Annotated in this window: 12 protein-coding genes; 6 read left to right on the top strand and 6 right to left on the bottom strand. The window is 60.0% G+C overall.

What is annotated here, in order from left to right; all coding sequences use genetic code 11:
- Positions 1–79: 79 nt before the first annotated feature.
- The 4 genes from PHF15_RS08185 (at position 80) to PHF15_RS08200 (ending at position 5783) form a co-directional block, all read left to right on the top strand.
- The gene (locus PHF15_RS08185; RefSeq protein ID WP_300120235.1) at positions 80–1369 is read left to right on the top strand and encodes a class I SAM-dependent RNA methyltransferase; all 1290 of its coding nucleotides are present in this window, start codon (positions 80–82) and stop codon (positions 1367–1369) included.
- Positions 1366–1770, top strand: coding sequence for a putative toxin-antitoxin system toxin component, PIN family (locus tag PHF15_RS08190; protein ID WP_300120236.1), 405 nt, complete (start codon positions 1366–1368; stop codon positions 1768–1770). Before PHF15_RS08185 ends, PHF15_RS08190 begins: the two co-directional genes overlap by 4 nt.
- 115 nt (positions 1771–1885) lie before the next feature.
- Complete coding sequence (locus PHF15_RS08195; RefSeq protein ID WP_300120237.1) at positions 1886–2668, top strand: hypothetical protein; 783 nt, start codon at positions 1886–1888, stop codon at positions 2666–2668.
- Positions 2669–2789: 121 nt separating this feature from the next.
- On the top strand, positions 2790–5783 hold the full coding sequence (locus tag PHF15_RS08200) for an EAL domain-containing protein (RefSeq protein ID WP_300120239.1): 2994 nt from the start codon (positions 2790–2792) through the stop codon (positions 5781–5783).
- A 17-nt stretch (positions 5784–5800) separates the two neighbouring features.
- Here PHF15_RS08200 and PHF15_RS08205 read toward each other — a convergent pair whose 3' ends face one another.
- Both PHF15_RS08205 and PHF15_RS08210 read right to left on the bottom strand, forming a co-directional pair.
- The gene (locus PHF15_RS08205) at positions 5801–6583 is read right to left on the bottom strand and encodes an enoyl-CoA hydratase (RefSeq protein ID WP_300120240.1); all 783 of its coding nucleotides are present in this window, start codon (positions 6581–6583) and stop codon (positions 5801–5803) included.
- A 10-nt stretch (positions 6584–6593) separates the two neighbouring features.
- A complete protein-coding gene (locus PHF15_RS08210) occupies positions 6594–7028 on the bottom strand; it encodes a CoA-binding protein (protein WP_300120242.1) in 435 nt (144 codons plus the stop codon).
- A gap of 97 nt (positions 7029–7125) precedes the next feature.
- Here PHF15_RS08210 and glmU point away from each other — a divergent pair, with 97 nt between their 5' ends.
- On the top strand, positions 7126–8550 hold the full coding sequence (gene glmU, locus PHF15_RS08215) for a bifunctional UDP-N-acetylglucosamine diphosphorylase/glucosamine-1-phosphate N-acetyltransferase GlmU (protein ID WP_300120243.1): 1425 nt from the start codon (positions 7126–7128) through the stop codon (positions 8548–8550).
- A gap of 4 nt (positions 8551–8554) precedes the next feature.
- Here the strand turns inward: glmU and PHF15_RS08220 are convergent, their stop codons facing one another.
- Together PHF15_RS08220 and PHF15_RS08225 are read right to left on the bottom strand one after the other, a co-directional pair.
- Complete coding sequence (locus PHF15_RS08220) at positions 8555–9052, bottom strand: Lrp/AsnC family transcriptional regulator (RefSeq protein ID WP_300120244.1); 498 nt, start codon at positions 9050–9052, stop codon at positions 8555–8557.
- Between the two features lie 15 nt (positions 9053–9067).
- Positions 9068–9958 carry an EamA family transporter gene (locus tag PHF15_RS08225; protein ID WP_300120245.1) on the bottom strand — a complete coding sequence of 297 codons (891 nt, stop codon included), beginning with the start codon at positions 9956–9958 and terminating at the stop codon, positions 9068–9070.
- A gap of 135 nt (positions 9959–10093) precedes the next feature.
- On the opposite strand from PHF15_RS08225, the gene glmS reads away from it, so the two are divergent.
- On the top strand, positions 10094–11962 hold the full coding sequence (glmS, locus tag PHF15_RS08230) for a glutamine--fructose-6-phosphate transaminase (isomerizing) (RefSeq protein ID WP_300120246.1): 1869 nt from the start codon (positions 10094–10096) through the stop codon (positions 11960–11962).
- A 342-nt stretch (positions 11963–12304) separates the two neighbouring features.
- Here the strand turns inward: glmS and PHF15_RS08235 are convergent, their stop codons facing one another.
- Positions 12305–12661, bottom strand: a complete 357-nt coding sequence (locus PHF15_RS08235) for a DUF6876 family protein (protein WP_300120247.1) — start codon at positions 12659–12661, stop codon at positions 12305–12307.
- Positions 12662–12670: 9 nt separating this feature from the next.
- A complete protein-coding gene (locus tag PHF15_RS08240) occupies positions 12671–13003 on the bottom strand; it encodes a hypothetical protein (RefSeq protein ID WP_300120248.1) in 333 nt (110 codons plus the stop codon).
- Between the last annotated feature and the right edge of the window lie 18 nt (positions 13004–13021).

Consider the following 13021-nt stretch of genomic DNA (forward strand, 5'->3'; position numbering starts at 1 on the left):
ACGCGAAGCGAACCAGCTCTGTCCTCAACATTTTGTCGGATGTTAGATGCCGCACCTTGCGGGACAGACCAAGAAATTTATGAACCAACTCCAACTTTTCCTCCCCTGCGCCGCTGGCGTCGAGGACTTCCTGGCGCCTGAGGTGCTGCGCATCACCGGCTTGCCGCCGGGCTGTATCACCAAGCAGCGCGGCGGCGTCGCGGTGCGCACCTCGCTGGCGCAAGCCATGCTGCTGAACCTGCACAGCCGCCTGGCCCAGCGCGTGCTGGTGCTGCTGGGTTATACCGAATACCGCAATGAACAAGACCTGTACCGCGCTGCGTCCGAAGTGGCCTGGGAGCGCTGGTTCACCCCGCGCGAATCCATCAAGGTCGAGATCACCGCGCAGCATTGCCCGCTCACGTCCTTGAACTTTGCCGCGCTCAAGATCAAGGACGCCGTGTGCGACCGCTTTCGCGCCGTGGCCAATGGCGTGCGCCCCGACGTCAACACCCAGTGGCCCGACGTGCGCATTTACGCCCACCTGACCACTGATAGCTGCTCGCTCTACATCGACACTTCGGGTGAGCCGCTTTTCAAACGCGGCTGGCGCGAAGACAAGGGCGACGCGCCACTGAAAGAAACGCTGGCGGCCGCCATGCTGGCCGCCGCCGGCTGGTTCGACGGTGAAGACGATTTGAAACCGCTCTACGACCCGTGCTGCGGCAGCGGCACCATCGTCATCGAGGCGGCGCAAATGGCCTGCAACATTGCCGCCGGCAGCCGCCGCCGTTTTGCCTTCGAGAAGTATGTGCCGTTTCAAAAACAGGTGTGGGACGCCATCAGGCAGGAAGCCGTGGCGGCCGAGGTGATCCGGTCACCCGGGCAAAAACCCATCATCTTCGGCAGCGATGTCGCGCACCGCATGGTGGACTTTGCGCAGCACAACGCGGCGCGCGCCGGCGTGGCCGACGTGATCGAGTTCCGCGGTGGCGATGCCCTGCAGCGCATGCCACCCATCGACGTCAGCACCACGGGTGGCGGCGTGATGGTGCTGAACCCGCCCTATGGCGAGCGCATCGATGTGGGCGGCGTCGCCAAAGGTGGCGCACGCCACGCGGGTGATGCGGGCGGCTTTGAAGACGAGCCCAATGTGCCGCGCTTTGGCGCCCGTGAACTGCCGCAAATCGAGGGCGCGGGTGAATTCTTCAACCAGTTGGCCAGCCACTGGAAGAAAAATTATTCTGGCTGGACCGCCTGGGTGCTCACCCCCGACCTGAAACTGCCGGGCAAGATGCGGCTCAAGGAAACCCGCCGTGTGCCGATGTGGAACGGCCCCATCGAATGCCGCCTGTTCCGCTTTGACATGGTGGCGGGGAAAATGGGGTGAGGGTTGTCCTTGACACCAACATCGTGCTCGACGCCTTTGTTTTTGACGATCCTGGCGCACGGCCGCTCAAATCGGCGCTGGCCGCCCATCAGCTTGAATGGATCGCCACCAAGGCCATGCGCGATGAACTGGTGCGGGTGTTGGGCTACCCCAAGATCGTGCCGCGCATGCTGTTTCACCAGGTCAGCGTAGCGCACGTGCTGGCCCAGTTCGACGGCCAGGCCATGCTGGTCGACACCGCACCCAAGGCCGGGGTTACCTGCCGCGACCCCGATGACCAGATGTTCATCGATCTGGCCGTCTCGCACCAGGCTTTGTTGCTGAGCAAGGACCAGGCGGTGCTTTGCATGCGTAAAAGACTCCAAGGCTGCTCAGTCAAAGTGCAAGAAACTGTGGACTAATTCGCTTTGGTATGGGGTATGCCAAATCATGTGGCAAAAGTAAACTCGACCCTGTCGGATGGGCAGTTCGGTCCATGCGGCTTGTTCTACCTTATTTTTTGCGAGAAAAATCATCATGTTTCATCACGCTACTGCCACTGACGCCAAAAACTTCAACTTCAACACGCTGCCATCCCGTCAGAGCGCGCCCGTTGCGCCGACCCTGCCCGAAGAGCTGCTTCCGTTTACCGTCCGACTGGTGCACAACGAAGCCGATTTGAGCAAGGCCGTTCAAATCCGGCACGCAGCTTATGCACGCCATCTGCCGGACTTTGCGGAAACACTCAAAATAGCCGAAACCGATGATGTCGAAAACGGCGTGGTGGTGCTGCTGGCGGAGTCCAAGGTGGACGGTTCGCCGCTGGGCACCATGCGCATCCAGACCAACCAGTACAAGCCGCTGTGCCTGGAACAGTCGATCGCGTTGCCCGAGTGGCTCACGGCACGCCCCTTGGCAGAGGCCACCCGACTGGGTGTCACCAACGAGAAAGGTGGGCGTCTGGTCACCACGGTGCTGTTCAAGGCCTATTTTCAGTATTGCCAGCAAACCGGTATCGAATGGATGGTGGTGACGGCGCGCGCACCCGTTGACCGGACCTATGACCGCCTCATGTTCAACGATGTCTTTCCAGAGGCAGGCTACATCCCCATTCACCACGTGGGCAACCTGCCGCACCGCGTGATGTCGTTCAACGTCGAAACGGCTGAGGATCGCTGGGCCGCAGCCAAGCACCCCTTGCTCGGCTTCATGTGCAGCATCCATCATCCGGACATCGATCTTGGTAATCCACGCCAAGGCTACGCCGGGTTGCAGGCACTGGCCACTTTTCCTGCGCACGGTGCAACGCTTCCCATGTGAGTTGGCGGGGTCGGGCGTTGGTTCATTTCAGCGACACCCGACTCACCCCTCTGCTTTCATGGGCGAGCAGAAACGCTCAGTCAGCTTTATGATCTGATGGTCGTTATTGGATAACAAAGCCATGAAAAAAATGCCAAAACCGTCCGGGTTTTTCCGGAATCGGACAGATCAGTTCAACCATTTCCTGGAACAGATGCTGTATGTCTTTTCGACCTACGCGCTGCCCTTGGTCATCGGACTGCTCTCGTTGTTGGCTCTCTTTGCCTGGAAAACACAATACCCGTTCACTGAACCACGCCAACTGCCCATCCAGGTGATCCAAGGGGCCGCTGACACCCTTGAACCGGCACAAGCGTTGGCCCTGTTGCGTGGGCAAACCCTGCGCCCCTTCCATGACACCCGGCTTTCCGAAACGCCTGCCTGGTTCACTTTCGTAATTCCCAAAGATGTTGCACCTTCAGCTCGGATGGTCGAATTTCCATCCCGCCATGCCATGGACGTCGCATGCTGGGATGCCAGCACGCTGAGTCCACTGGGCAGGGGCAGCCGCCAAGGTGCGACCGGTGGCATCTCCACCATCAAAGCGGGTTTTGCGCTTGAACTGAGTCCGGTCCTGCATGATGATGCCCAAGTGCTGTGCCGCAGCAGCGCCATTGGCCCGGCCCGTCTTTCAGTCCTCCAGTGGCAGGCGGCGGACTTAAAGATGTCTGCACTGGAGTTCCACCGCAAGTCGGGGCTTCTGGACGGCGGCATTTTGATATTGGCGGGCTTTATCCTGATCACAGCCTTGATCAACCGCAACGGGCTGTACGTGTTGTTCGCAGCCTGGCTTGTGATAAATTTGCGCATGGCTTCCCTGTCTGCTGGCTGGGACACGCAATGGCTGGGCAACACCGTGCCGCAAGAATGGCTGATACAGGCAAGGTCTGTGACTCTGACCCTGTATTACATATTGACCCTGACGCTGTTCACCTCGCTTTTCAGGGAAGATTTATTACTTGTCGGCTACAAATTCATCGTGCGGATAGCGCAATGGACCTGCTTCCCATTGCTGGTGTTGTCCATTTCCTTGCCCTATGCTTCTTATTTGCCGATGATTTGGTTGGTTGCCGGCTTCGGCATTGCCATGCTGATTCTTCTGCTGGTTCGCATTCTGCGGAAAACAAAATCGCGAGTTGCCATCTTGTATGGCACTGCCATCAGCATTACTCTGGTCGCCAGTCTCTATGAGGTGCTGGCGGCGGCGCTCGGCATCAAAGGGTTGATTGGATCGGTCAACAGCGTCACTGCCGCCTTGTCTTCAAGCCTGCTCACAGCGCTGGCAATTGCCGAGCATATGCGACAGGAGCATGAACAGCGTCTGCAAGTGCAGGCAGAACTGGCGCACACCTTCGAGGCCATGCCCATCGGCCTGTTTACCCTTGACCAGCGCGGCCGCTTCCTGAGCGCCAATCCTGCCCTGATTGACATGCTGGGCTCCCATGTTCTTACCAATGAGGGCAACAGGTGGCAGCGCTATTTTGCCGACGGCGCCTGGACACAATTGCATCAAATGGTGTTCAGCAAAAGCCAGAGCGAAATGGAAATCGATGGCAGAACAGCCCCAGGCTCTGCGACTCCCAAGCGTTTTCTCGTCAAGGCCACGCTGGCGCGCGACAAGATCGAGGGCTCGCTGCAGGACATCACGGAAAAATCCAGAGCCACTGCCGAACTGGAATTCCTCGCCAACCACGATCCGCTAACCAAGATACTAAACCGACGCGGTATCGAAAAAGCGCTCAGCCAAGCCATATCGGGTCAGTCCGAAGGAAAGCCACTGGCGGTGGCCTACCTTGACCTTGACCGCTTCAAGCTCATCAACGACCTGTTTGGCCATGGCGCCGGCAATGAAGTACTGCAGCAGGTGTGCGGTCGGGTGTCGGACATGCTGTCACGCGAATTCCATTTCGGCCGTGTCGGTGGGGATGAGTTCATCATTGTCTTTCCGGCAACCCCGATCACCCTGGCCTCGGTGGTCTGCCGCGGTCTCATCGACCTGCTGGGCAATGAGCCTTACCGCGTTGGCGACAATGCCTTCAACGTGCGATGCTCGATCGGGCTGGTCGAGGTCAGCCCCGGCATGCAGTTCAACGATGTCATGTCAACGGCCGACCGCGCCTGTCGCGAAGCCAAAACCACCAGCGGCCCCGGTCTGGTGGTGTACGAAAAGCACGCGGCGGCGTTTCAGCAACACGAGGCCGAACTGAAATTGATCGCCCTGCTCGCCACCCCGTCGGCCACTGACTGCCTGTACCTTGAGATGCAGCCCATCATGTCGCTCAAGGCGCCGCATGCATCGCTCAATTTCGAGGTGCTGCTGCGCATGCGCGACCCGCAGGGCAAGCAGGTCAACACCGAGCACCTGATCAAGGCAGGCGAAGCCAGTGGCCGCATGGGCATGATTGATCGCTGGGTGCTGACCACCACGCTGGCCTGGCTCAACGCCCATGCGGCGCAAATGAAGCACACCAAGTTCGTCTGCATCAATTTGAGCGGCGCATCACTCAACGACGAAGAATTCCTGAGCGAGATTTACACCATGCTGGAGCAAAACCCGCATCTGATTGACAAGCTGTGCCTTGAAATCACCGAAAGCGTGGCGCTGCACGATCTGGACAACACCCGCCGTTTTGTGGACACCGTGCGGGGTTACGGCGCCAAGGTCGCGCTGGATGACTTCGGCGCGGGCTACACCTCGTTTTCCTATCTGAAGGAGTTCAAGGCAGAACTGCTGAAGATCGATGGCAGCTTCATAGTCAACATGAACCAGCATCCGGCCAACATCGCCATCGTCGAAGCCATCGTCAGCCTCGCCAACAACCTGGGCATGAAGGTGATTGCCGAATGGGCCGAGGACAATGCCACGGTGGAAATGCTGACCGAGATTGGTGTCGATTACGTGCAGGGCTTTGCCGTGGCGCGCTCACAGCACCCCGACAAGCTGCTCACCGCCGCGTCGTCGGCCAGTTTTATCCAGGACGCAGAACTGGCCCACTTCGTCGGACTGATCGGCAAGGCCGACCCGATGCAACCGATCGCGGATCTGTTTTCCGATGTGCCCCGCCAGGTGCATTGACGCCGGGTCAGCACACCTCAAGGCCGCACCGGGCGTTTCTCGATGAAAGCCTGAACACCCTCCAAGGTGGATTCATCCATCATGTTGCAGGCCATGGTTTGCGCCGCATCCTCATAGGCTGCCTCGATGCCGTTTTCAAGCTGACGATAAAACAGGCGCTTGCCCAGAGTCACCGCCACGCGCGATTTGGCAACGATGCTGGTGACCAGGCGCTCTACCTCGTCGTCCAGCGCCTGCGGTTCGGCGATGCGGTTGATCAGGCCTTTGTTCAGGGCCTGCTCGGCAGTGATGAATTCGCCCGTGACCAGCATCTCGAACGCCGCTTTGCGACCGATGTTGCGTGCCAGCGCCACACTGGGGGTGGCGCAAAACAGGCCCAGATTGATGCCGTTGACGGCGAATCTGGCGGTGCTGGCCGCCACGGCCAGGTCGCACATGGCGACCAATTGGCAACCGGCCGCTGCGGCGACGCCGTGCACACGCGCAATCACCGGCACCGGCAGCTTCTGGATCGCCATCATCATGCGTCCGCACTGTCGAAACAGGTTTTGGTAGTAGGCCTGCGACGGCTCGGTGCGCATTTCTTTCAGGTCATGGCCAGCGCAAAACGCCTTGCCTGCAGCGGCCAGCACGACCACGCGCACCGTGTCGTCCCTGGCGATACGATCCAGCTCGCCCTGAAAGGCCTCCAGCAAAGCTTCGGACAGCGCATTGAAGGCCGCCGGGCGATTCAGCGTCAGGGTGACGGCGCCGCGCGCATCGCGGGCGGACAACACCAGGGGTTCTGTGACAGGGCTCATGATGGCATCCTCAGCCAAGCTGCCCCGCGCCAAGCAGGCGCGCATGTTCGATCTTGACGCACTGGTTCATCACCGAGTCCAGACCGGCTGCGCGCGCCAGTGCGTCGGCCTCGCGGTTTTCCACGCCAATTTGCTGCCAGAGGCACTTGGCGCAGATCTGCACCGCCTCCTGGGCGGTGGGCAACACCTCTTCGGTGCGCCGAAACACATCGACGATGTCCACGCCAAACGGGATGTCTGTCAGGCTGGCGTAGCATGGTTCGCCCAGAACCGACTCGCCCGATGCGGCATAGCGCGGATTCACCGGAACAATGCGAAAACCGTGCCGCTGCAGGTAGTGGGCAACCTCATGGCTGGGGCGCTGCGGATCAGCCGACAGGCCCACCACGGCGATGGTGCAGGGCTGGCGCAGCAGGCGGCGCATGGTGTCGATGTCAGTGCTCATGACTTGGTTTCCTTTGGCGCCATTTTGACATCATGCGCCTCGCGGCGGCGACAGGGATAATCTGACCAGATCAACTTTTTGAGCAGCGAGGCACGGCATGTCAGGAAAATCGAACGACCCGCAGGCCACCCCGGTCGATGTGGTCATCATGGCTGCGGGCAAGGGCACGCGCATGAAAAGCAGGCTGCCCAAGGTCTTGCACCGGCTGGCCGGGCGCGCCCTGGTGCAGCATGTGGTGGACACGGCAGCCGCCTTGTCGGCGCGCCAGGTCACGGTGATCACCGGGCATGGTGCTGATGAAGTGGAGGCAGCGTTGAACGCCAATCGCAGCGGCGAGTTTGAGCTGGGCTTTGTGCGCCAGGAGCCGCAGCTGGGCACCGGCCATGCGGTGCAGCAAACCGTGCCGGTGCTGCGCGACGACGGTATCGTGGTCGTGCTCTCGGGCGACGTGCCGTTGACGCAGGCCGACACGTTGCAACAGCTCATTGCCGCCTGCGATGGCAGCCGACTGGCGCTACTGACGATCGATTTTGCCGACCCCACGGGCTATGGCCGCATCGTGCGCACGGACGCTGCGGTGCAGGCCATCGTCGAGCAAAAAGACGCCACGACTGAGCAACTCGGCATCACCGAGGTCTATAGCGGCATCATGGCCGTGCCAGCGGCCCAGCTCAAGCGCTGGCTGGCGCGGATCGACAACCACAATGCCCAGGGCGAGTATTACCTGACTCAGATCGTGGCATTTGCCGTGGCCGATGGCGTGCCGGTGGTGGCTCACAAGATTACCGACGCCTGTCAGGTGGCAGGGGTCAACAACCCGGTGCAACTGGCCGAACTGGAGCGCGCCTACCAGCAGCGCCTGGCCGTGCAGTTGATGGAACAGGGCGTGCGCCTGGCCGACCCGGCACGCCTGGATGTGCGCGGCAGTTTGCATTGCGCGCAGGACGTGTCGATCGACGTGAATTGTGTCTTTGAAGGCGAGGTTTCATTGGGTGAAGGCGTGCGCGTGGGCGCAAACTGCGTCATCAGCAATGCCAGCATCGCCGCCGGCGCCGTGATCCACCCGTTCACCCACATCGAAGGCGGCAGACCGGGCAGCAAGGACGAGGTCGAGGTCGGCGCCGGTGCCCTGATTGGCCCGTTTGCGCGCCTGCGCCCTGGTGCCAGGCTGGGGGCCGAGGTGCACATCGGCAACTTTGTCGAAGTCAAAAACGCCACCCTGGCCAAAGGCGCCAAGGCCAACCACCTGGCCTACCTGGGCGACGCCACGGTGGGCGAACGCGTCAACTTTGGTGCCGGTTCCATCACCGCCAACTACGACGGCGCCTTCAAGCACCGCACCATCATCGAGGCCGACGTCCACATCGGCAGCAACTGCGTGCTGATTGCGCCCATGACCGTTGGTGCCGGTGGCACGGTGGGTGGCGGCTCGACACTGACCAAGGACACACCACCGCTGGCCTTGACGGTGGCACGCGCCCGCCAGATCAGCATCCCGAAATGGAAACGTCCCAGCAAATAGATTTTTACACCGAAACAGGCAACGGCACCCGCGCACCGAATTTGCTGCGTTTGACGCTGAAAAATGTCTTGACGTTGCGCACGTTGGCATCGACGGTGAACAACCGTTGCGTCAGCGCCAGGTAGTCGGGCATGTCACGCGCATGCACCACCAGGCAAAAATCCGGACCCGGCGAGACTCGGTAGCACTGCTGCACCGCGTCCTCGATCAAGACTTTTTTTTCAAAAGCTTCCAGTGCCGCCTGGTCTTGCCGGTCCAGCGTGATCTCGACCACGGCGCACAGGTTATGACCGATGACACTGGCCAGCGTATCGACACTGAGCACCGCGATCTCGCGCTCGATCAGCCCCGCCTCGTGCAGCCGCTTGACGCGCCGCAGGCAGGTGGGCGGCGACACATGCACCAGTTTGGCCATGGCCTGGTTGCTCAGCGACGCATCGGTCTGCAGACGTTCCAGCAGTTGCAGGTCGATGGCATCGAGTTCAGGTTGAGATGCGCTCATGTCAAGCTCCCGTATTCAGCGACGCTGCCAGCGCCGTGCCCACCACGGCCACAGCAGGTTCAGCGCCAAACCCAGCATCACCAAAGCAGCGGCCAGCAGTTTCCAGCCCGGCAGGCCCTCCCCAAGCCACAGTGCCGACCCGCCCATGCCAAACAGCGGCACCAGCAAGGCCATGGGCGTGATGGTGGCCGCCGAGTAGCGCGACAGCAACCAGCCCCAGGCGGCATAGCCGAACAGCGAATTGCCCCAGGCCTGCCACGCCACCGCGGCCCAGGTGAAGGCATCAGCCTGCTGCAAGCCCGCGGCCAAGGCGTCCCAGCCCTCCACCCAAAGCGACAAGGCGGCAAGCGGTGGCACGGCAAACAGACTGGACCACACCACATAGGCCACCCTGTTGATGCGCCCGGCCGCGCGCGACACCAGGTTGCCGCCGGCCCACGACAGCGCGGCCAGCAGAATCAGCCCCAGGCCCAGCAGCGTGGTGCTGCCGTCAGTGTGCGCCATGATCACGCCCAGGCCGGCCGCGCCCAGCGCCAACGCAATCCACTGCACCCGCTGCAGCGATTCACCCGCCATCAGCATGGCCAGGCCGATGGTGAAAAACACCTGCGTCTGGATCACCAATGACGCCAGGCCAGGCGAAATGTGACCATTCATGGCGACAAACAGCAACCCAAACTGACCGACACCAATCAGTAAACCGTAGCCTGCCAGGTTGCGCCAGGGCACGGCCGGGCGCGGCAAAAAAAACACCATCGGCAGCACCACCACGAGAAAACGCAGAGTGGCAAACAGCAAGGGCGGCATCTGCCCCAGCGCCAGTTTGATCACCACAAAATTGGTGCCCCAAACCGCCACCACGGCCAGAGCCAAAAGAAAGTGCCGCAGCGATAGCGATGTTTTCATTCAAATAGTTTTATATTTTGAAATAAATAGTTTCTTTTTCCAATTATAGAAATTTAAGTTCTGTAAATTAACAAAATAGACAACCTATTTCACGCCGTGGCTTTTAGCATCAATGCCTTCACTTCAGGAGTTCCCATGTGTGGCATTGTCGGCGCTGTATCCAATCACAACATCGTCCCCGTTCTGGTGCAGGGTCTGGCCAGGCTGGAATATCGGGGTTATGACTCCTGTGGTGTGGCGGTTTACGCCGATGGCCTGCAGCGTGCGCGCAGCACCGCGCGCGTGTCGGAGCTGATGGAACAAATCGACAGCACCCATCTGCAGGGAAGCACTGGCATAGCACACACCCGTTGGGCCACCCATGGCGCGCCCGCCGTGCACAACGCGCACCCGCACTTCAGCCACGGCCCAGGCCCGGATGCCGCCAGCAGGCCCGGCTACATTGCTCTTGTGCATAACGGCATCATTGAAAACCATGACGAGCTGCGCGCCGCCTTGCAGGCCAAGGGTTACGTGTTTCAGAGTCAGACTGACACCGAGGTGATCGCCCATCTGATTGACAGCCTGTACGACGGCGACCTGTTCGAGGCCGTGAAAGCCGCACTGGGTTCATTACATGGCGCCTATGCCATTGCGGTGTTTTGCAAAGACGAGCCGCACCGCCTCATTGGCGCCAGAGCCGGCTCGCCGCTGATTCTGGGCGTGGGGCCAGACGGCCAGTCGCACTACCTGGCCAGCGATGCCATGGCTCTGGCCGGAGTCACCGACCAGATTGTTTACCTGGAAGAAGGTGATGTGGCTGACATTCAGCTGGGCAAATACTGGCTGGTCGACAAAGCCTTCAAGCCGCTCACGCCAGCGCAGCGCCCGGTCAAAACGGTGCATGCCCACAGTGGCGCAGCCGAGCTGGGGCCGTACCGCCACTACATGCAAAAAGAGATTTTCGAGCAGCCACGCGCCATTGCCGACACCCTGGAAGGTGTCACCCACATCATGCCGGAGCTGTTTGACGGCGCCGACACCAGCGCAGCGCGGGTCTTCAAGGACATCGACGCGGTGCTGATCCTGGCTTGCGGCACCAGTTACTACAGCGGCTGCACCGCCAAGTACTGGCTGGAAAGCATCGCGAAAATCCCGACCCAGGTCGAAGTGGCCAGTGAATACCGTTACCGCGACTCGGTGCCGAATGCGCGCACCTTGGTGGTCACCATCACCCAGTCGGGCGAGACCGCTGACACCCTCGCGGCCCTGCGTCACGCACAAAGCCTGGGCATGAAACACACGCTGACCATCTGCAACGTGGCCACCAGCGCCATGGTGCGCGAATGCGAGCTGGCCTACATCACCCGCGCCGGTGTCGAGATCGGCGTGGCCTCCACCAAAGCCTTCACCGCCCAGTTGGCAGGCCTGTTCTTGTTGGTGCTGGCGCTGACGCAATCACGCGGCCTGCTCAGCGCGTCAGAGGAAGCACGCCACATCAAGGCCATGCGCCACCTACCGGCCGCCCTGCAGGCCGTGCTGGCGCTCGAGCCCCAGGTGATCGCCTGGTCACAGGACTTTGCCGCCAAGGAAAACGCGCTGTTTCTGGGCCGTGGCCTGCATTACCCGATTGCCCTCGAAGGCGCCCTCAAGCTCAAGGAAATCAGCTACATCCACGCCGAAGCCTACCCGGCAGGCGAGCTCAAACACGGACCACTCGCCCTGGTCACCAGTGCCATGCCGGTGGTCACCGTGGCGCCCAACGATGCGCTGCTGGAAAAGCTCAAAAGCAACATGCACGAAGTGCGCGCCCGCGGCGGCGTGCTGTATGTGCTGGCAGATGCCGATTCGCACATTGAAAGCAGCGAGGGTGTGCACGTGATCCGCATGCCAGAGCACTACGGCGAACTCTCGCCCATGCTGCATGTGGTGCCACTGCAATTGCTGGCCTACCACACCGCCTGCGCGCGCGGGACGGATGTGGACAAACCGCGTAACCTGGCCAAGTCGGTCACGGTGGAGTAATCTCGCTTTTACCATTTCAAGGCTTCAAAGTTCCGCCACACACTGCCTCAATTTTAGGTTGCAGATCAAGACCAAGGCATTGTCCTTGGTCCACCTTGACCCTGCCCATCAAAACCTCATTGACCGCATCCTGAAGCTCCATCAGGACGGTCTGAACAGCCGCCAAATAGCGGACCACCTGAATGATCTTGGGACCACTTCGTGGACCGGGAGGCGGTTCTATCCAGAGTTAGTCTTTGGATTGATCAAGAAGACGAAGATGAGAGTACAACGGGAAGTGTCAGCAATTGCGGAGATGCGTTGCCAGTTGCGTCCAACCGGAACAAATCCGATCAATGGAACTCAATATTCGCCTGGAAGCATCAGCACCCACTGCTCCCCATCCCAACAGGCGTACAAAACCTGCTCAGGTAGCGGAAAGTCGGTGTAGGGGATTTGCTGACTGGCACGCACGTTTCCGTTGCCATCTTCAAGCGTCAGCAAAGCCGCTGAATCACTGACAACAAGCCTAACCAATACAAACCAGTCCGTTGTGCCCAACTCCAGCAGGTAGCTGGCGACGGCATCAAACAACCAGAAAGAACCAGTTTCATCAGCGAGGTATTTGGCGCCGTCGGTGATCAAACACCGACGGCTCAGGCGGTAGGACCGCTCAGTTCCGGTGAACTGAGCCAAAGTTGTTGGATCGAACGCCATCATCAGACCCAATTAAGCGGATGTTTTGGCTGGTTTCAGTTTGCAGAGTTTGTCGAGCAATTCCATTGCTACCGAATCACCGGATTCGATGAGTAAAGCAATACGTCGCATCACTAGCCGGGATTTTTGACTATTACCCTTCGATAGTTCCCGCAAAACAGTAGGCGAGATGGATGCATTATTATTCAGCTTGACCTTAATCGTGTCGATGTGAGTCTTGATGGTTTTCTCACATGCCATCAGCGCTATATCAACTTCAGCCAATGTCAGTTGACCAATTGATGTAGACTTTTCTTTCGGCAATTTTACAGTCGTCTCTGCTTTGCTATCTGCTGTGTCATTCATGGAAACCTCCAAATTTGA

Origin of the sequence: Rhodoferax sp. (assembly GCF_028689295.1) — a bacterium.
In the GTDB taxonomy this organism is placed as follows: Bacteria; Pseudomonadota; Gammaproteobacteria; order Burkholderiales; family Burkholderiaceae_C; genus Rhodoferax.